Origin of the sequence: Prochlorococcus marinus str. MIT 9515, assembly GCF_000015665.1 — a bacterium.
Taxonomy (GTDB): domain Bacteria; phylum Cyanobacteriota; class Cyanobacteriia; order PCC-6307; family Cyanobiaceae; genus Prochlorococcus_A; species Prochlorococcus_A marinus_P.
This window is the reverse complement of the sequence record NC_008817.1, coordinates 944,631-960,805: the sequence shown is the minus strand read 5'-3', so window position 1 is coordinate 960,805 and position 16,175 is coordinate 944,631. Positions and strand designations below refer to the sequence as shown.

Sequence of the window (16,175 nt, the reverse complement as noted above, 5' to 3'; positions counted from 1 at the left end):
TTATTTCCTTTGTTTTTGTTTTTAATTTCTGTATGTAATATTTAGATATATTATTTTTCTTTTCTATGATAGAAAACTATAAAGGTTGGGATATAACTTTGACATGGGATGACAATCATTCTTTTACTAAAAACTCAAGTATTAAAAACACTTTTAATCAAAAAGAAAAGTGGAAAGGAGTTAATTTAAAGGGAAATAGTATTTATGGAGCATCTCTTAAGGAAATAAGACATATTATTGATTATCCAAAGCTACATAATTGATTATTTACTAAATAAATTAATTCTCTTCTTTTTCAGTCTTCTCGTCAATAAGTTCGTTTGCAAGTTCTCTCAAATCACCTTTAATTGATACCCATGTAAAAGCGGCAATGAAAACTATAGCTGATATTGCTATTGTAATTGTCTCTAAAGGACCTAAACCTAATGCAATTGCAAACATGAAAAAATTAAAATAATAATTAATTATATTCCACATTATTAATTAGTTTTAATGGGTTATTCTTTTGAAACTTAATTTAATTATTTGCGAAATATATTGTATTAATAAACTTTAATATTTCTCTTATTAAATTAATTATTTATGTATTTTCATTTATATAAAAATTAAAAATTTTTTGTTTGCTAAAATAAGATAATTATGAAACAGAAAAAATGTCCTCAATGTAAAAATTTAATCTCAGTAAAAGCTCCAACTTGTCTATATTGTGGTAGACCTAATAAATTTGTCACTAATAATTACGTTAAAAGAAAGTGGGATAAGGAACACAAACAGGAAAAATTAAATAATTTCAGAAATCTTATCTCTAATAAAACGTTAATTACTTTTATGGTTTTTTTAATAATACTCCTTATAAGTTTATATAAATATAATAATTCTTAATTTAAAATGGCATCTATTACTTCTCTTGTATTTGATGAGAGTTTATTTTTTTGTATATGATTTAGAACTCTAATTATATTTTTTTTATAAGGATCTTCATATTGTTTGTAGGTACTAAATATTTTTAAAAAACGAGAAATTACTATTGGATTTGATTTATCAAACTCTATAATTTTATTTGCTATATAACTATATCCTGATCCATCTATGGAGTGGAATAAAGAATTTCTTGTTACGTAAGCCATTAATATAGATCTTAAAGTATTAGGTGATTTGACATCAAAATATTTGTTTTTAAAAAGATCTTCAATACTTTTTTGATTGTTATCTATCTCAATGGAGGCTTTAAAAAAGAACCAATTATCTAAAACTACTGGATTTTTTTTCCACTTTTCAAAAAAAATCTTTGAGATTAATTCTCTTTCTGGGCAATTAATTCTTGTGAAGACATTCAATACAGCTTTTGAAAGTGTCATTGAATTACTATCTACGTATCCAACTATTTTACTTTTAATTCCTTCATCTTTACTATGCAATAGTAACTTCCATATGGTTTCAATAAGTTTTCTCTCATCCTTACCTTCTGGCCAAACTTTATAGATGTTTTTATTAATCTCTTTAAGCTTATTCAAAAGTTCTACTTTTAATTTATTGCCAAATAAATAATTTAATTCGTCAATAGTTTTGTAAATTTTTATTGGATCAATTCTTTTTATTTCTGATTCTATTTCTGAGAAGGTTGGGATACTGAGTATTTCAGATAAGAATGATGAATTTATATTTTTTTTATTCCTAAGTATTGATTTTAAAATTGTTATTAGTTTATTTTCAATATTAGTATCTGGTTTTTTATCTATTCTTTTACAAATTATTTCTTTGTATACACCCTTTATCGTGTCATATATGGTGAAATAATCATTTTCAAATTCTATAATTAATAATTTTTCAGCAAATGTAGTGTCGGTTTCCCATTTGATTGGAGCAGAGAAATTTCGAAAATATGTAATTATTGGACAATCAAAACTTGTCTTTATATTTTCAAAAATAAATTCTTCTTCTTTTTCTTTTAAGATAATTGTCTTATTTATTTTTTCATAACTGCTTAAAAGTATTCCAATATTAATTGGAATTATTAGAGGTCTTTCATTGTAATAATTTTTTTTGTTTGCATTAATTTGAGATACTTTTATTTTGAGAATTTCTTTTTCTCTATCCCATTTCCTATTAAATTTAACCAATGGTGTCCCATTTTGTTTGTACCAAGTTTTAAATTTTTCAATATTTATTTCTTTATTATTCTCTAAAACCTTTTCAACAAATTGATCAATAGTTGCTGCTTTCCCATCATACGTTGCAATAAAATTGCTAAAACCATTATTAAAGTTTTGATCTTTTACTAATGTTTTTAGCATCCTTATTATTTCGGCTCCTTTTTCATAGATAGTAGTTGTATAGAAATTGTCTATTTCTAAATATGTTTCAGGCCTGACTGCATGTGATGTTGGGCCAGAGTCTTCTCTGAATTGTGCTTTCCTCAAGTATTTTGCATCCTCAATTCTTTTTATTGAACGATTATGTTGATCTGCGGTAAATTCCTGATCTCTAAATACTGTTAAACCCTCTTTTAATGATAATTGAAACCAATCTCTACAAGTAATTCTATTACCCGTCCAGTTATGAAAGTACTCATGGGCGATTACACCTTCTATACGCTCTAACTCTTCATCAGTCGCAGTCTCCGCATTTGCAAGTATTAATTTCGAGTTAAATATATTGAGGCTTTTATTTTCCATCGCGCCCATATTAAAATGCCTTACTGCAACAATATTAAATAATGATAAATCGTATTCGAGATTGTATTTCTCTTCATCCCATTTCATAGACTTCTTCAAAGAATTTATTGAATGCTGTACGTATTTCTCATCACCTTTTTCTACGTATATATTTATTTCTACTTTTTTATTAGATTTAGTATAAAACTCATCTTTAATGCAATTTAGTTTTCCTGCAACTAAAGCAAAAAGATATGAGGGCTTTGGATAAGGGTCTTCCCATATTACCTCATGTCTTTTATCTTCAAGATTATTAGCTTTGATTAGATTTCCATTTGAAAGTAATACTGGATAATCTTCTTTATTTGCTTCAATCCTTACTTTATATTTACTCAAAATATCAGGTCTATCAGAATGGTAACTTATTCTTCTAAAGCCTTCTGCTTCGCATTGCGTAGTAATAATTCCATTACTTTCATACATTCCTAAAAGTGAAACATTCTCCTTTGGTTTAATTTTCCCCTCAATCTTGATGGTAAAAGTTTCATTAAAAATGCATTTAATTAATAATTTATTTTTTTGGATTGAATAATTATTTTCTTTTAATAAGGATTCATCTAAATATATTTTTTCAACAAATATATCTATTCCATCAAGAATAAGAGTATTAGTATTAATATTCTTTTTTACTAATTTTAGCTCAGTTTTAATAGTTACACTTGTGTCTTCAATTATGAAATCCAAAAAAATATTAGGTATTTCATAATCAAAGGATTTATAGTCACTTAATTTTATATATTCCTTATTAGTACGTGTGTCTGTAAAGTTAACCATATTTATTAAAAAGATTAATTTAACTGAAGAATTTTTTAAAAGATGTTATGCATATATTAAATTAAAAATAATTAAGTTTCTTCTATTTGACAGATATATTCCTTGATTACCCCAGATGGCTGTAACTCATACAATATCGGATTTTTATCTTCTACTAAACCCTCTTTATTAATTTGGTATCTCCAATCCCACTTTCTGTCTGTAAATGATAAGTAATCTTTTCTAAGAGAATATGGAAGCATAAGATTTTTTTTATTCCAAGTTATGTTAATAAATGCTCCAGGTTTAATTTCAGAAATATTCTTAACTATTGAAAAATCTCCATTAATATTGTTTCTAATTACTAAATCGAGTTTTAAGTTTTCGCAAAAATAAGTTGTATTTATAGCAAATAGAAAAATTGTTGAAAAAAATATCGAATAAATTTTAAGTACTCCGTCTTTATATTTATTTTATTAGTTTTTATGTATTATTCATGTACACATAAATGTTTTTTTATAAAAATTTTAAATTTTTACAGAATCCATACTATTCAGAGTTAATACGTTACATTTAACTTCTTTGGCGAATTCCTGAACTGATATAAATTTATTTAAAAGTCCTGTATATTTTGCTTCTCCTCCGGTAGTACTTGAAAGAATATATTTTGGATTAAAAGTATTTATTAACTTTGGTAGTACATCTGCACCTTTTACAAAAGATCCAACAAGAGGTAATTCAAGATTAATTATTGGAGTTATAACAGCATCTATATCTTGAGTTTTCACGTTTTCATCAAGATATCCATGTGGTTCTATGTAGAACCCTCTTCCTTCCTGATCTTTTACTATGTATCCATTTTCAATTTGAGGTACGGGAGCACCAGCGGTAGCCTCAATTTCTAACCCCTGTTGTTTGATCTTTTCTGAAGGTTTAAGAACTTTGATCGAAGTAAAACCTAATTTTTCTAGAATGTTTTTTGCACTATTTGGACAAATGATATCGATATCTTTTTTAAATTTTTTTAATGAAGGAACATGACAATGATCAGGTAAGCCTTGCGTTAAAAGAATTATATTAATTTCTTCTTTAATTAAAACATCGTTTTCTAGTGAACCTTTAAAAAACCATTCTCCTGGGGGGAATACCAAATCCCCAGTAAGCCATGGATCTATTATTAAGTTGGTCTTGTCAAATTTGATCAACCAACCATTTGAACCTAGATAGGTAGCTTCAAAAGACATTATTTAATATTAATGTGAAAACTTACTATAAATTAAATTTATAGGTATTGAGAATAGAAATTACTAAAGTCTCGGTAGATGTAGTGGTCCTCAGATTTAATATTTTTAGTTTAATCTTACTAAAAACTGGTTTTCAAAAATAATTAGTAATGTTTAGCTTCATTTAAGATTTGAAATGATTTCTTTTTAATATTAAATATTAGTACTTGATTTTCTTTTAAATTACTTTTTAAATTCTTCTCTTTTAATGATTTAATGGGAATTAATGCTAATCCTCCAGTTCCAGAAAATATAATAGGCATAGTTATATTTTTATTTCCGTTCATTTTCTGCAAATCTATAGCTTGAGAAACAATATTTTTAGCTCTTTCAAATCCATGATGTTCTATTAATTCAGACCATAAAGAATTTACTGAATCATATTTTGAAAATTCGATTTGTATACTTTTCATTAAAAATTTAAAAAGAGCTAAATTTTTTAATAAGAATATTTATTTAATTTCTATTTTTAAACCCATCCATTACTAATTGCAACATGTCAACTACGTCTCCATCCGTTAAATCAAGATCTTTTTTTAAATCGTTGCATGTTAAGTTCATTTCAAGTGCTGCCTCAGCCATATGATTTATTTTCTGATCTTTTCCGCCTAATGAAATAAATGGATTGAAGTTTTCTATCATTATTATCTAGATATCACTCTTATGTTCTAGCTAAGAAATACCAAATTAACTTCTAATCATTAATAAGCTTATAAATATGTCATTTATTGTTATGGAGGAAATTGATTTTAAATCAAAGAAGTTGATACGCCTTTTGAAATCAAGGCGAATCTCCTTGCTGTTACAAGGAAAGGAAACAATAAATTCGTTCTTTTGTCTGATTTGAAGATATTTGATAAGAGTTTTAAAAGGCTGCCAGATGGATTATTTATCTGGGAACATATTTTGTTTATCGCTTCAGCACCATGAAATATATCTTCACCTTTAATAAGAATTGCCCCTTTATCAATATCGTAGCCTTGCTTTAACATCGAAATAACAATATCTGGATTTTTTCTTCCATCAAGAATAGATATATTATTTATTTTACTTTTAAGTTCTAATAACTCTGCGAAATGATCACAGAAAGGGCATTCTCCATCGTATATAAAGGTTAGATCCGTGTTCATAATTTTACAAACATACACCCATATATCGTAATTGAAAATATTGTGACTTGTTGTTATACGCTAAATACTTATGGTAAATATAAGTTTTATATAAAATTCCCAAGAATTTGTAAAGTTCAATCATTAATTTAATTACTTTCCAATTACAAAGAAATGTCTCAATTTAGGTATATTTCCTTCAATAATTCTGTATGCTAACTCCGAGATAATTGTTTTTAAAAAATCATGAATTTATTAGCTTCATTCGCCATTGGCGGTTTCAATCCTTGGGCAGCAGGAGTTGGGATTGGTTCTTTAGTCCTCTTTGGGCTAGTTGGTTTAGTCGCAGGACCGAATCTTAGCAAATTTGATTCTGATGAATAAACAAGTAATAGCTAATTAATTTAATTTCTAAAAGACTCATTTTGAGTCTTTTTTAATGGGATTTAAGCAGTTATACGAATTTTTTTTTAAAATTAAAATATATAAATTAATTTAATGTTACTAAATCCTTTTGCTCCATTAGCCTTTATCAAAATCACTTCCCTTAAGGCGACTACTTTTTTTCTACTAATTCTTCTTATAAAATCAAATCTACTTAGGTTAAAAGGAGGCTTAATTGGTGGTCTTTTTGCCTTGATACTTATTTCAGGAATATTAGCTTCAACATCAATAGCTGTTGGATCATTGATATATGCTTATAGAGCTAAGAATAAGACCGCAGATAATTCTATTCAAGATCTTGAGACGGTCAATATCTAATTATTAAGACATTAATAATAATCTTTTAGAAAGGTGTTCCAGGGACAAAATGAAGGACTAAAAAACCAAATCCAGCGGCAAATACTATTGAAATAACTATTATAAGTAAACCAGATGCCATTCCACCTTCCTTAAAAGCCATTTTATAAAGTTATTTTTGATCAATATAATCTATTTATATTATTTAAGTAATTGTATTAATTACTCAAATCATCCAAATTTGTTTTTTATTGTAAAAAGCAACAAAAATATAGATGATAAAGATACTATTAAACCAATTATTATCATTGGTTTTGATTTCTCGTTTGCTTTATCTTCAAGATTAGTCGATGAAGCTTTAGTTTTATCTTTAGATCTCTTAATTTGATTTGAAAAAATTTTAGTCACGTTAGAAAATGAATTTAATCAGCAATCAAGTCATTGAGTTAAATAAGTTTTTGTGATAATCGACAATGTTTTGACAACTGATTACAGGTGTAAATTCCATATGTATTCCAAATTTTGCTCTCCATGGAGCAAAATGTTCAAATATTTCCTTATCACTTTTAGCTTTACACAAACAAACTACTCTTCCTTCTCCTGGAGCATGAACTCTAAAAAGCATTTCAAAATCATCTGTTTTATCTGATTTAGCCATTTCCCCATTTTCCCAGGCCTCAATAAATAATTTATAGGCTTTTATTTGGTTATCAATGTCAGAGAACTGACAGTCTGCAAGAAACAATTGCATTTAATTTTTTGTAATCTAAATATAGTATCTGTCAAAAACTTATTAATTTCTAGAACTGTTTTAGTTTGAACATCATAACGCTATTCTTATTAACAACTATATGAAATGCGAGGATAGGATTTCTAGGAATTTCCCAATATCTTTTTTATACAAACTATCAGTTATTTTTAGTGAGAATAATTCATTTTCGTTAAATTCTTCTTCTTTATTATCAAAATTCATATTCCCCTCAAAAGTAATATTTTCCATAAAAAATATTTATTACTACTTAAAATTTAAGCAATATATTTGAAAAGGCAATAATCTTTACATAATGTTTTGTACTTTAAGCAAAATTACCTATTTTTAGAGTGAAAAATATTCAGGAAATCTTATCCTAAATTAATTTATAAGTTAAGTACAAAAATACATTCAAAATAGTAATTATTACTGTGATGAAAGATGCTAAAACAGGTAAAATATTAAACCATAATTGACTTGTTCTCATCGTCTCATCTATTGGTAAGAAGTTATCTTTTGTTTTTATTCTGATTTGAAGCCAAAAAATTGATAATGGATAAATTACCTTTGCGAATGTAATGATGAAGGGAAATAAATATCCCTTTTTAGCGTAAAGTATAAAGCCTGCATATAAATATAAAATCCATATAAATAATCTTTTGACTATTATTATGTTTTTATTTTTACTACCCATTATTTATTAATTAATTGAAGATTTTTTATCATTTTATATCTTTCAAATATTATATTTTTAATAATTATTTTTTCTTTACGAATTATTTTCCAGTTATTCCTAAGAAATAATTTATAACTTATTAAGCTTGCCTCAGTTGATAAAAAAGTAACTCCTTCTTTTTTTGCTTCCTTTTCTAACTTATTCACTAACTTTGTACCATAACCTCTTCTTTGATGATCGCCTTTGCAGTATAAAAGGGCAATTTTATTATTTGGATATCTTGCGGCAAAAGCAATTATTTTCTTTTTTTCATTAATTAACCACCCCTGACCAGCATTTATTGTTGAATCAAAAATTTTATTATCCCAAGCTTGGCTTGCCCAAACTCTTTTTTGATCTTTATTATAGATTTTCTCATCTATTGATAAAATTGAATCAAAATATAATTTCTTTAAATCAAGTTGATCTTTTTTCGTAATTTGTTTTAAATTCATAAAGTTGGTAATTAGTTAAAATGGTAAATAAAAATATTGTTGCAATTGGAGGCGGTGGTTTTGGTCGCTCTTTGGGGAAACTTAAGATAGAAAAATATATTACATCATTAATTAAAAAAGATAGGCCAAAAATTTGTTTTATTGCTACTGCATCTGGAGATAATGACTTATATAAATTAAATTTTTATAGGGCTTTTTCAAAATTAAATTGTATTACTAGTCATTTAGACTTCTTCTCTCGAACAGAAAACTTAGAAAAAAAAATCCTATCTCAGGATATTATTTTTGTTGGAGGAGGAAATACAAAAAGTATGTTGGCTGTTTGGAATGAATGGGGCCTTAATGATATTTTGAAAATTGGTTATGAAAAAGGTATTGTAATGAGTGGGGTAAGTGCAGGTGCTATATGCTGGTTTGATAAAGGTATAACGGATTCTTTCTCAGATAAATTGGAGGTAATTGATTGCTTAGGGATAGTAAAAGGTATTGCTTGCCCACATTATGATGAAGAAAAAGAAAGAGAGCCGTTCGTTAATGAAATAATCAAAAGTCAAAGAATTACTTCTTGTATATGTATTGAAGGTAATTGTGCTTTACATATTAAAAATGATTTTAATTATGAAACAATTAATTTTGGAGAGAATAAGAATTGTCTTAAAATCTTTAAAAAAAATGATAAATTAATTAGGAAAATACTTTAGGTAATTAACTTACAAAAAATATTAGATTTCATCGTTTTTTGCTATTGATACTAATTCAATACCTTTATATTTTATGAAGGAAGCTGTCCAAATTTCTTTGGAAAGATTACCTAAGTATTTTAAAAATTGATTTGTATCTCCATCTCTTATCCATTCAGATTTAATAAACGGCAATTCTTTTTGCATCCTTTTTGGATGCATATGAACTAATAATAAACCTTTATCTTCTGAAACTCTTCTTAATGCTCCTTCATCACTTCTTTGAAATACTCTTAGAAGAAGATTTAAAATTACTTCTTCTCCAAGTTTATTCAGATTACCTTTTTCTTCAAGATTTACTTTGATTTCTTTTCCACCTAAAGGCATAGCTCTTAGATCATTTTGCTCTATTAATGCAATTGCGATTAGATAATCTTGACTTGCCATATTCTTTTGTAATTTTGTATGGATTATTCTAACCCCTAGACCTCAAGATAAATTTTATTTATCAAGTTCTCTAAATGTTGATTTAAATTAATTTTATAATTTTCAATTAACTATTTTTCTTTTGAGTAATATTAAATCTTAATTATTAAGTTGAAAAGTTAGAAACTATCAAATATTAATAGTATTTGAGGATTTTTTTTTACACTCCTTGTTCTAAAAAGTTTTATAATTGATAAATGTATAATAATCTAAGGTTTGAATTATCTTTTAAGAATATCTTACAGTTAGAAAATAAAATTGATTTTTGCATATCTAATAAAATTAATAAAATTAATATTCCATGCAAAGGGCTTATAAAAAAAGAATTGCTAAATGAAACGATCGAATATATTGGTAATAAATATAAAGGGATAGATGTAGTTTATCACTATAGTTTTTATCATCAATATACTGTCAACAGACGAAATTCATATTTAGAGTTTTTAAATTTTATTGAAAAATGTATTTATTATAAAAATAAAGACATTTTACTTGTTTCAGGATCTAACAAGAGAAAGAATTTTGAAGTTTTAGATGTATTAACTGATTATAGAAGTGAAAAAAAAGTAGACATTAACATAGGAGTTGCATATAACCCTTATTTGCAAAAATACTTTAATAAATCAGAAGAGAGAGTAAGGTTTGAGAAAAAAATCTCTTCGGGACTAACTAAATCAATCTGGTTTCAATTTGGAACGGATATTAAATTACTTGAATCTGAATTTAATATTTTAAAAAAAATTATTTTGAATAATTCATCTAACAGTAATAAAGAAAGTATAAAATTTTTTGGGAGCTTATTAATTCCCTCTAAACAATTTATTTCAAGATTTAAATTTCGCCCATGGAAGGGTGTTTATATTTTAGATGAATACCTTTATTCTCTAGATGATTTTAGAAGATTTACTAAGGATTTAATCAAATTCTATCTTGATAATAATATTTGTCCTGTGATTGAAACTGACTTTACCTCTACAAAAAAAATGATGGAAATAGATAATTTATTGAAAATCTAATTAAATATCACTTATGCAAAATCAACAACTATACGATATTGCCATAATTGGAGGAGGGATTTCTTCATCGGTATTTACCTCTAGTCATATTAAAAATGGTTTTAGTGGAAAATTAGCAATAATTGAAAATGGACGAAATCTTGGAGGAAGATCTAGTACTAGATATAGTCAAATTAATAATGGCTGGGAGCTTAATCATGGTTCTCCAAATCTTAATATTTGCAATAAGAAAAATAATCAATTACTAAAAACTTTTATTCAAGAATTATTAGATGAAGAAATTATCCAGCAAGATACCTCGGAATTTATTGAATTGAATGAAGATTACATTCCTTCTAAAATAGATAGTGATTTTCATAGTGGGACAAATTATATCCCAAGAACTTCGATGTCTGAATTAGCAAAAAATATAATTTCTTATAATAATTTAAGAAATCAAGTTGATTATTTCTTTGAAACTTTAATATTCAAATTAGATTTTAAAGATAATAGATGGATTTTAACTTCAAAAAATGGATATGAAATAAACTCTAAATTTCTTATTTGTTCAAGCAATTTAATTTTACATAAAAGATCTTTAGATATTATGAAGATCAGTCAAACTCCTTTAAGGAAAGCTATACCAATATATAAAGATAAAAAATTAGATAAAATCATAAATCTCCTAAATCAACAAAATTACATTAAAAGGTTAACTTTTATGATATATACAAATTCTTATTATGATTATAAAGACGATTATAAAAAAAAATATAGATATTTTATATTAAACAATGTTTTTGAAGAAAAATATAAATTTGAAAGAATTATTTTTCAGAGACAAAAAAATAATAAATTAGGAATAGTAATTCATACAAGAAATAATGAATTTATAAATGAATATTTTCAAAATAAAAATATAAAGTTATTCAAAAAAAATTTATTATTAAAATTCAATCAAATATTTCAAAATCAGCCACATATAAACAAAATAATAGATTATCAGGATATTTCCATAATGAAATGGAGGGCTTCACAACCTTCGGGCATAGGTATTCCTGAAAACTTACAAGTTTGTGAAAGTCATAATATAGCTTTTTGTGGCGATTGGATTGGTAATGAGGGATTTGGAAGGATGGAGGGTGCGATTTTGAGCGCTTTGAATTTGTCTCACAAAATTAATAAATTGTTTTAGTTATTTTTTTTAGTAAGATTTTTATGTCTTTTTTATTTTTTACAATAAATTTATTTAGGTAATTTCTTGAATAATTTTCATTTTTATTTTTATAAAATAATTCCCACGCTTTCATAACATCTTTTTGCGCAAGATTTTTACTTTTACCCCTTTCCTTAAAATCTCTTTTAATTACTCTATTAATACAAGTTTGTTTTTTAGTTTTTAATTTAATGAAAATACAGAAATTTTTTGAGAGAGATTTGATTATTTCTCTTACAAAAATTCCTTCAAGTATGATGAATCTTATATTGTTAGTGGTTTTATATATCTTTTTAATCGAATTTCTTTCGAAATTATATTTATAGGAGAAGTTTGAAAATCCATTTTTTAAAATAAAATCTAGATCTCTTTTAAATAGTTTATTGTTGAAACTTAATTTTCTATCAAAATAATAAGGAATAATTTTCGAAAATATTTTGCTTCTTATTCCTGTTTTGTAATAATTATCGGTACTTAAGATTATTCCATCTTTTAATTTTTTTAAAATTAATTTTGAAAGTATTGTCTTCCCACTACCTGAAGGACCACTAACTATTATTATCATCATTTTAAATACCCAATAAATATTGTTTTAGCTTAAATCTCGTAATAGTAAATTTATTAACAGTTTAAATGAGTATATTATTTAAATTTTTACAATTTTTTCTTAGCATATTTTAGAATTGTTCATCTTCGATCATACCTTATTCATATATTTGGAGATTTCGAAGAGAAAAATTTTCTCAGAATGATAGTTTTTAGCTATCTCATTAAATGTCATAAGGGTGAAATCTTAAATTAATTAGCATGTCGATTAATTATCCAAAAGTTAAGAATAATAAACTAAATATTTTATTCTTAAAGTAAATCAGCAAATGAAATAGTTATTTAAAATAATTTTATAGTTGGTCATTAGATTTTTCTACTTGCATCATAAATGAATATATGTCTTTATATAGATGTAAATAAAAAATTATTTTCTATTATTCCTTCTTCAATATAATTATTAATCCCTTAAAAAAGTTTAATGGTTTCTTGAATGGATTTAGAATTTAATAAATTACCTAACTTATGAATAAATGATCACTAAATTCTTAAGCAAACTAAAATCAATTCTTTTTAAAAGTAAGGCCTCTTCCGAAAAATCTACTGCTAAAATTACTAAAACAAAAGCTAAAAAGAAGTCACCAAAGTCTTCCAAGACTTCAAAATCCAAAACAAAAAAAGATGAACAAAAAAAATTGATCGAAGCTTTAAAAGCTATTCCTGGGGTTGGAGCTAAGAGTGCAGAGGCTTTTTATAAAGCTGGATTTAAAACTCCAAAAGCAATTACCTCAGCTAATGATGAAGATCTTCTCGCTGTTCCTGGTGTTGGAATCAACCTTGTAAAAAAATTAAAAAATCTTAATTAAAAACATATTATAGAATTAGATCTACTGATTATTATCAGTGGGATAATTATTCACTGATATATTCCTCTAAATAAACATAAAAGGGTATTTAATCTTGGATAAATTATCTTCTTCTTGCTTTTCTTCTTTGCTGCAATTTTCTCTTATATTTCTCGATAGGAGTTTCATGATGTCTCAATCTTTTCAAATCAGCAAAAATCCCTGATTTTGATACTTGTCTTTTAAATCTTCTAAGGGCAGATTCAATACCCTCATTTTCCCCTACAGTTACTTGTGTCAAAATTTAGTAAATAAATATAATTATATCATTTTAAAGTACTATTACTGCTTTTTTTTGATTGATATTTAAATAAAAACGTAAATTTTTATTTTTTCCACTCTGCCCATTTTAAAAAATTCTTTTTCGGGTTTTTTATATCCTCTAAGGTTTCAAAATAATTTTTTTGCCAATTTTTCTTAGATATTCCTACAAATAACATTAAATTAAGAGGGTATTGATCACTATCTGCACAATTCCTAAAATCATCTCTAAACAAAAATATTTCTTTTTTGAGAGCTGTAGCAATTCCTATTTCTACCATCACACCTTCATCAGGGGGGTTCCCATTAACAATCGCAAAAATACAATCACATGAATTTAAATCTTTGAAATTTGTTTTAGCTATTTCATAAGCCCAGTAATTTTTATTATTTATTAAATGCTTTGTCCTTTCAAAAGGTTCATAAACTTCTATATTTAAATCTTGGAAAATTTTAATGAATTCAGGTAATAGCTTTTTAGTTTGTTTTGAAAAACCATATGAATTAGCTAAATATAATTTCTTTTTCAATTTAAACCTCTTTTCTTCTTGTATTCTTTTTCTTCTTGCAATTCATTTCTTTTGTTTTCCCATGGGAAGACAATCCATTCTTTCTTATGAGTTAAGTTTACAGCATTCCACCAAATAGGTTTCTGCTTACTAACTAGAACAAAGAAATTTGCTCCCTCAATATGTTTGAAATTTCTTAGTGTAGTCCCTGTTTCAAAAACATCATCTACTATTAACGAATTTTTAGAGGGTTTTTCAATTAGTTGAATATCTAATTTATGACTTAAAGCAACAGCAAGACATAGTCCTCCTCTTGGAACCCCGTATATCCCAGATAAATTCATGAATTTACATTGATTAGCAATATAATCTACACTTTTATCAAAATCACTCCAAGTAAAATACCTCGTCATCCTAATTATTTTTATTTTCAACTAATGGAGCAAAGTTCGAAGCAATAACACTTAAAAGTGCCACGACTTGTTCGTTAGGACAATTTGTCTCAGCTTTTAATTTTTCGCATTCATTTATTATGTTTGTATATGTATCTTCTACAATTCCATTCATTTGATCTTGATTAAATGAATATGTTTTATTCATATTTTTATTTATATATATATTTTTATACTTACTTAAATTTTAAATAAGTAAACATTTTTATTCAAAAAAGATAAATTTATTTCCACATTGGATCAATTGAGTTATCGTTTTTTATTAAATTTGGCTTATAAGTGTGAAGCTCCTCAATCTCTAAAGCCCATTTTTTTGAATCTCCTTTTATGCTTTCGCTATTTATTAAATTTGTTAATGATACTCTTCTTCTGATTTTTAGAAGTCCAAAACAAGTTTCCCATGCTTGCTTATCCTTATATTTGTCTAACCAAAAATCAAATATATTTTCTAGTGTGTTTAATGGAATGTTAAAGGAAATTCCTTTTGGAGGTGCGTCTAAGGGTATTTTTTTTTTTTTTAAATCGCTCATTAGATTATCTAAATTTAAATTTATTGCATTAAGAATATCCTTTGCGGACTCAACACCGATAAGCTCTTTCCTGTGGCATTCTAAGAGTGATTTATCATCAAGTATTATTGAGTCACTATTTTTGACTCCAATTAGCCAAAAACCCTGATCATTTACAACTCCACTAGCTAAAATCAGAAATAAATATTTATTTTGCAAAATAAAAATTCCTCACTATTAAGTTTTAGCATTAAAGGACAATAAATAAAATAGCTTTGCGATTAATTCACATTAAATATACACTCACGGATTTGAAAAAGTATTGATATCATAAGGCTTTACGATGTTTTATTGGAATGAGGTAAGATTAATGTTTATTGATCCACTTGACCTGTTTGTAACATACATAAACTTAGTTTTACTGAAAAATAAAACAATAAAAATTATTTTTTCTTAGGAAACAATTTCCCAATTCTTTTTTGTTGATTAATTTCTCTCTCATTTCTGATTTTTTTATCTTCAAGTGATTCTTTATTTGTACTTACAGCGTAAATAATATAGAAAATCATACCACTGAAAATTAAGCCTACAAATAAAATTATTATTCCAACAGGTTCTGTTGGACTAAAAATTTTTAAATCTATAGCTGAATTTAGAAAAATAATCATCAAAAGTAATTAATTAATAAATTTCTTTTCTATTTAACTAATTTCTTCGTAACCATAATAGGTTGTATTATTTGAATTTTTATATCCCGTAGCTGCTTCTTCAGGATTTTGAGCATCAAACTTTCTTGCTCTTGAATGTATTAGATTAAACGGAAAAATCACAGCTCCAACAAAGAAATGAAGTATTAAAAAATCTGAAGGTAATCCGTTTGTCCAATCAGGAAAGAAAAGGAGTGTCATTAAAGAATGGTCCATATTACTTTAATCCAAATTTACTTATAAATAATATTACTAAGTTCTATCAATATTCGTTTTTATTTAATAAATTGAAATTTAAATTAAAACTATTTAAAAGATATTTATTTAGAAATTATATTTTTTAAAAAAATAAATTATAATTATTTATACTGTTTAATAATAATAAATT

At 25.6% G+C, this 16,175-nt stretch carries 29 protein-coding genes; 8 read left to right on the top strand and 21 right to left on the bottom strand.

The annotated features are described in order from the left end of the window. The first annotated feature begins 65 nt into the window (after positions 1-65). Positions 66-263, top strand: coding sequence for a hypothetical protein (locus P9515_RS05275; RefSeq protein ID WP_011820395.1), 198 nt, complete (start codon positions 66-68; stop codon positions 261-263). 16 nt (positions 264-279) lie between these two features. On the opposite strand, the gene P9515_RS05270 is transcribed toward P9515_RS05275, so the two are convergent. After that, positions 280-441 carry a photosystem II reaction centre N prot gene (locus tag P9515_RS05270; protein ID WP_187146014.1) on the bottom strand — a complete coding sequence of 54 codons (162 nt, stop codon included), beginning with the start codon at positions 439-441 and terminating at the stop codon, positions 280-282. A 198-nt stretch (positions 442-639) separates the two neighbouring features. Between P9515_RS05270 and P9515_RS05265 the strand changes: the two genes are divergently transcribed. Further along, the gene (locus P9515_RS05265; RefSeq protein ID WP_041710612.1) at positions 640-882 is read left to right on the top strand and encodes a hypothetical protein; all 243 of its coding nucleotides are present in this window, start codon (positions 640-642) and stop codon (positions 880-882) included. Here P9515_RS05265 and pepN read toward each other — a convergent pair. From pepN to P9515_RS05235, 6 genes are all read right to left on the bottom strand, one after another. Then, complete coding sequence (gene pepN / locus P9515_RS05260; RefSeq protein ID WP_011820393.1) at positions 879-3,488, bottom strand: aminopeptidase N; 2,610 nt, start codon at positions 3,486-3,488, stop codon at positions 879-881. The two genes, P9515_RS05265 and pepN, sit on opposite strands and share 4 nt — an antisense overlap. 71 nt (positions 3,489-3,559) lie before the next feature. Continuing rightward, a complete protein-coding gene (locus P9515_RS09975) occupies positions 3,560-3,730 on the bottom strand; it encodes a hypothetical protein (RefSeq protein ID WP_011820392.1) in 171 nt (56 codons plus the stop codon). A 264-nt stretch (positions 3,731-3,994) separates the two neighbouring features. Then, on the bottom strand, positions 3,995-4,711 hold the full coding sequence (locus P9515_RS05250; protein ID WP_011820391.1) for an MBL fold metallo-hydrolase: 717 nt from the start codon (positions 4,709-4,711) through the stop codon (positions 3,995-3,997). A gap of 143 nt (positions 4,712-4,854) precedes the next feature. Then, a complete protein-coding gene (locus P9515_RS05245) occupies positions 4,855-5,163 on the bottom strand; it encodes a hypothetical protein (RefSeq protein WP_011820390.1) in 309 nt (102 codons plus the stop codon). A 43-nt stretch (positions 5,164-5,206) separates the two neighbouring features. Continuing rightward, on the bottom strand, positions 5,207-5,392 hold the full coding sequence (locus tag P9515_RS05240; protein WP_011820389.1) for a hypothetical protein: 186 nt from the start codon (positions 5,390-5,392) through the stop codon (positions 5,207-5,209). 107 nt (positions 5,393-5,499) lie between these two features. Then, positions 5,500-5,880, bottom strand: coding sequence for a DCC1-like thiol-disulfide oxidoreductase family protein (locus P9515_RS05235; protein ID WP_011820388.1), 381 nt, complete (start codon positions 5,878-5,880; stop codon positions 5,500-5,502). Between the two features lie 225 nt (positions 5,881-6,105). Here P9515_RS05235 and P9515_RS09730 point away from each other — a divergent pair, with 225 nt between their 5' ends. Both P9515_RS09730 and P9515_RS05230 read left to right on the top strand, forming a co-directional pair. Next, positions 6,106-6,243, top strand: a complete 138-nt coding sequence (locus P9515_RS09730; RefSeq protein ID WP_011820387.1) for a hypothetical protein — start codon at positions 6,106-6,108, stop codon at positions 6,241-6,243. Between the two features lie 114 nt (positions 6,244-6,357). Next, positions 6,358-6,621, top strand: coding sequence for a hypothetical protein (locus P9515_RS05230; protein ID WP_011820386.1), 264 nt, complete (start codon positions 6,358-6,360; stop codon positions 6,619-6,621). A 210-nt stretch (positions 6,622-6,831) separates the two neighbouring features. On the opposite strand, the gene P9515_RS09725 is transcribed toward P9515_RS05230, so the two are convergent. From P9515_RS09725 to P9515_RS05215, 5 genes are all read right to left on the bottom strand, one after another. Next, positions 6,832-7,008, bottom strand: coding sequence for a hypothetical protein (locus P9515_RS09725; protein WP_187146013.1), 177 nt, complete (start codon positions 7,006-7,008; stop codon positions 6,832-6,834). A gap of 25 nt (positions 7,009-7,033) precedes the next feature. Then, positions 7,034-7,351 carry a DUF3303 domain-containing protein gene (locus P9515_RS05225; RefSeq protein WP_011820383.1) on the bottom strand — a complete coding sequence of 106 codons (318 nt, stop codon included), beginning with the start codon at positions 7,349-7,351 and terminating at the stop codon, positions 7,034-7,036. 96 nt (positions 7,352-7,447) lie between these two features. After that, on the bottom strand, positions 7,448-7,600 hold the full coding sequence (locus P9515_RS09720; protein ID WP_011820382.1) for a hypothetical protein: 153 nt from the start codon (positions 7,598-7,600) through the stop codon (positions 7,448-7,450). 127 nt (positions 7,601-7,727) lie between these two features. Continuing rightward, on the bottom strand, positions 7,728-8,045 hold the full coding sequence (locus P9515_RS05220) for a hypothetical protein (RefSeq protein ID WP_011820381.1): 318 nt from the start codon (positions 8,043-8,045) through the stop codon (positions 7,728-7,730). After that, positions 8,045-8,521 (bottom strand): GNAT family N-acetyltransferase, encoded by a 477-nt coding sequence (locus tag P9515_RS05215; protein WP_011820380.1) that lies wholly within the window; start codon positions 8,519-8,521, stop codon positions 8,045-8,047. Before P9515_RS05215 ends, P9515_RS05220 begins: the two co-directional genes overlap by 1 nt. A 20-nt stretch (positions 8,522-8,541) precedes the next feature. On the opposite strand from P9515_RS05215, the gene P9515_RS05210 reads away from it, so the two are divergent. After that, positions 8,542-9,222 (top strand): peptidase E, encoded by a 681-nt coding sequence (locus tag P9515_RS05210; protein ID WP_011820379.1) that lies wholly within the window; start codon positions 8,542-8,544, stop codon positions 9,220-9,222. Positions 9,223-9,243: 21 nt separating this feature from the next. Here P9515_RS05210 and P9515_RS05205 read toward each other — a convergent pair whose 3' ends face one another. Beyond that, positions 9,244-9,648 carry a hypothetical protein gene (locus P9515_RS05205; RefSeq protein WP_011820378.1) on the bottom strand — a complete coding sequence of 135 codons (405 nt, stop codon included), beginning with the start codon at positions 9,646-9,648 and terminating at the stop codon, positions 9,244-9,246. 236 nt (positions 9,649-9,884) lie between these two features. Between P9515_RS05205 and P9515_RS05200 the strand changes: the two genes are divergently transcribed. Then, complete coding sequence (locus P9515_RS05200; protein ID WP_011820377.1) at positions 9,885-10,703, top strand: hypothetical protein; 819 nt, start codon at positions 9,885-9,887, stop codon at positions 10,701-10,703. Between the two features lie 13 nt (positions 10,704-10,716). Continuing rightward, entirely contained in the window at positions 10,717-11,877 is a 1,161-nt protein-coding gene (locus P9515_RS05195) for an NAD(P)-binding protein (protein WP_011820376.1), read from the top strand. On the opposite strand, the gene P9515_RS05190 is transcribed toward P9515_RS05195, so the two are convergent. Then, positions 11,861-12,463, bottom strand: coding sequence for a uridine kinase (locus P9515_RS05190; protein WP_225867075.1), 603 nt, complete (start codon positions 12,461-12,463; stop codon positions 11,861-11,863). The two genes, P9515_RS05195 and P9515_RS05190, sit on opposite strands and share 17 nt — an antisense overlap. A 514-nt stretch (positions 12,464-12,977) precedes the next feature. Here P9515_RS05190 and P9515_RS05185 point away from each other — a divergent pair. Next, positions 12,978-13,310 (top strand): helix-hairpin-helix domain-containing protein, encoded by a 333-nt coding sequence (locus P9515_RS05185; RefSeq protein ID WP_011820374.1) that lies wholly within the window; start codon positions 12,978-12,980, stop codon positions 13,308-13,310. Between the two features lie 103 nt (positions 13,311-13,413). Here the strand turns inward: P9515_RS05185 and rpsU are convergent, their stop codons facing one another. The 7 genes from rpsU to P9515_RS05150 all read right to left on the bottom strand — a co-directional run bounded on the left by rpsU (position 13,414) and on the right by P9515_RS05150 (position 15,988). Then, positions 13,414-13,590 carry a 30S ribosomal protein S21 gene (gene rpsU / locus P9515_RS05180; RefSeq protein WP_002806486.1) on the bottom strand — a complete coding sequence of 59 codons (177 nt, stop codon included), beginning with the start codon at positions 13,588-13,590 and terminating at the stop codon, positions 13,414-13,416. An 85-nt stretch (positions 13,591-13,675) separates the two neighbouring features. After that, complete coding sequence (locus tag P9515_RS05175) at positions 13,676-14,140, bottom strand: nucleoside 2-deoxyribosyltransferase (protein WP_011820373.1); 465 nt, start codon at positions 14,138-14,140, stop codon at positions 13,676-13,678. Next, entirely contained in the window at positions 14,137-14,532 is a 396-nt protein-coding gene (locus tag P9515_RS05170; protein WP_011820372.1) for a phosphoribosyltransferase, read from the bottom strand. The genes P9515_RS05175 and P9515_RS05170 overlap by 4 nt, the downstream gene beginning before the upstream one ends. A 1-nt stretch (position 14,533) precedes the next feature. Next, on the bottom strand, positions 14,534-14,719 hold the full coding sequence (locus P9515_RS05165) for a hypothetical protein (RefSeq protein ID WP_011820371.1): 186 nt from the start codon (positions 14,717-14,719) through the stop codon (positions 14,534-14,536). Positions 14,720-14,795: 76 nt separating this feature from the next. After that, the gene (locus tag P9515_RS05160) at positions 14,796-15,299 is read right to left on the bottom strand and encodes a hypothetical protein (RefSeq protein WP_011820370.1); all 504 of its coding nucleotides are present in this window, start codon (positions 15,297-15,299) and stop codon (positions 14,796-14,798) included. 224 nt (positions 15,300-15,523) lie between these two features. Then, positions 15,524-15,748 carry a hypothetical protein gene (locus tag P9515_RS05155; protein ID WP_041710606.1) on the bottom strand — a complete coding sequence of 75 codons (225 nt, stop codon included), beginning with the start codon at positions 15,746-15,748 and terminating at the stop codon, positions 15,524-15,526. A gap of 33 nt (positions 15,749-15,781) precedes the next feature. Further along, the gene (locus P9515_RS05150) at positions 15,782-15,988 is read right to left on the bottom strand and encodes a hypothetical protein (RefSeq protein ID WP_225867074.1); all 207 of its coding nucleotides are present in this window, start codon (positions 15,986-15,988) and stop codon (positions 15,782-15,784) included. Positions 15,989-16,175: the final 187 nt, after the last annotated feature.

Bases quoted from the DNA above. Each gene is read 5' to 3' on its own strand.
- P9515_RS05235 (WP_011820388.1), bottom strand. From the start codon at position 5,880: ATGAACACGGATCTAACCTTTATATACGATGGAGAATGCCCTTTCTGT.
- P9515_RS05240 (WP_011820389.1), bottom strand. From the start codon at position 5,392: ATGATAGAAAACTTCAATCCATTTATTTCATTAGGCGGAAAAGATCAG.
- P9515_RS09975 (WP_011820392.1), bottom strand. From the start codon at position 3,730: ATGCTTCCATATTCTCTTAGAAAAGATTACTTATCATTTACAGACAGA.
- P9515_RS05245 (WP_011820390.1), bottom strand. From the start codon at position 5,163: ATGAAAAGTATACAAATCGAATTTTCAAAATATGATTCAGTAAATTCT.
- P9515_RS05215 (WP_011820380.1), bottom strand. From the start codon at position 8,521: ATGAATTTAAAACAAATTACGAAAAAAGATCAACTTGATTTAAAGAAA.
- P9515_RS05165 (WP_011820371.1), bottom strand. From the start codon at position 14,719: ATGAATAAAACATATTCATTTAATCAAGATCAAATGAATGGAATTGTA.
- P9515_RS05210 (WP_011820379.1), top strand. From the start codon at position 8,542: ATGGTAAATAAAAATATTGTTGCAATTGGAGGCGGTGGTTTTGGTCGC.
- P9515_RS05185 (WP_011820374.1), top strand. From the start codon at position 12,978: ATGATCACTAAATTCTTAAGCAAACTAAAATCAATTCTTTTTAAAAGT.
- P9515_RS05250 (WP_011820391.1), bottom strand. From the start codon at position 4,711: ATGTCTTTTGAAGCTACCTATCTAGGTTCAAATGGTTGGTTGATCAAA.
- P9515_RS05265 (WP_041710612.1), top strand. From the start codon at position 640: ATGAAACAGAAAAAATGTCCTCAATGTAAAAATTTAATCTCAGTAAAA.
- P9515_RS05270 (WP_187146014.1), bottom strand. From the start codon at position 441: ATGTTTGCAATTGCATTAGGTTTAGGTCCTTTAGAGACAATTACAATA.
- P9515_RS05205 (WP_011820378.1), bottom strand. From the start codon at position 9,648: ATGGCAAGTCAAGATTATCTAATCGCAATTGCATTAATAGAGCAAAAT.
- P9515_RS05225 (WP_011820383.1), bottom strand. From the start codon at position 7,351: ATGCAATTGTTTCTTGCAGACTGTCAGTTCTCTGACATTGATAACCAA.
- P9515_RS05200 (WP_011820377.1), top strand. From the start codon at position 9,885: ATGTATAATAATCTAAGGTTTGAATTATCTTTTAAGAATATCTTACAG.
- P9515_RS05275 (WP_011820395.1), top strand. From the start codon at position 66: ATGATAGAAAACTATAAAGGTTGGGATATAACTTTGACATGGGATGAC.
- P9515_RS05220 (WP_011820381.1), bottom strand. From the start codon at position 8,045: ATGGGTAGTAAAAATAAAAACATAATAATAGTCAAAAGATTATTTATA.
- P9515_RS05190 (WP_225867075.1), bottom strand. From the start codon at position 12,463: ATGATAATAATAGTTAGTGGTCCTTCAGGTAGTGGGAAGACAATACTT.
- P9515_RS05155 (WP_041710606.1), bottom strand. From the start codon at position 15,748: ATGATTATTTTTCTAAATTCAGCTATAGATTTAAAAATTTTTAGTCCA.
- P9515_RS09720 (WP_011820382.1), bottom strand. From the start codon at position 7,600: ATGGAAAATATTACTTTTGAGGGGAATATGAATTTTGATAATAAAGAA.
- P9515_RS05170 (WP_011820372.1), bottom strand. From the start codon at position 14,532: ATGACGAGGTATTTTACTTGGAGTGATTTTGATAAAAGTGTAGATTAT.
- pepN (WP_011820393.1), bottom strand. From the start codon at position 3,488: ATGGTTAACTTTACAGACACACGTACTAATAAGGAATATATAAAATTA.
- P9515_RS05230 (WP_011820386.1), top strand. From the start codon at position 6,358: ATGTTACTAAATCCTTTTGCTCCATTAGCCTTTATCAAAATCACTTCC.
- P9515_RS09730 (WP_011820387.1), top strand. From the start codon at position 6,106: ATGAATTTATTAGCTTCATTCGCCATTGGCGGTTTCAATCCTTGGGCA.
- P9515_RS05195 (WP_011820376.1), top strand. From the start codon at position 10,717: ATGCAAAATCAACAACTATACGATATTGCCATAATTGGAGGAGGGATT.
- P9515_RS05150 (WP_225867074.1), bottom strand. From the start codon at position 15,988: ATGACACTCCTTTTCTTTCCTGATTGGACAAACGGATTACCTTCAGAT.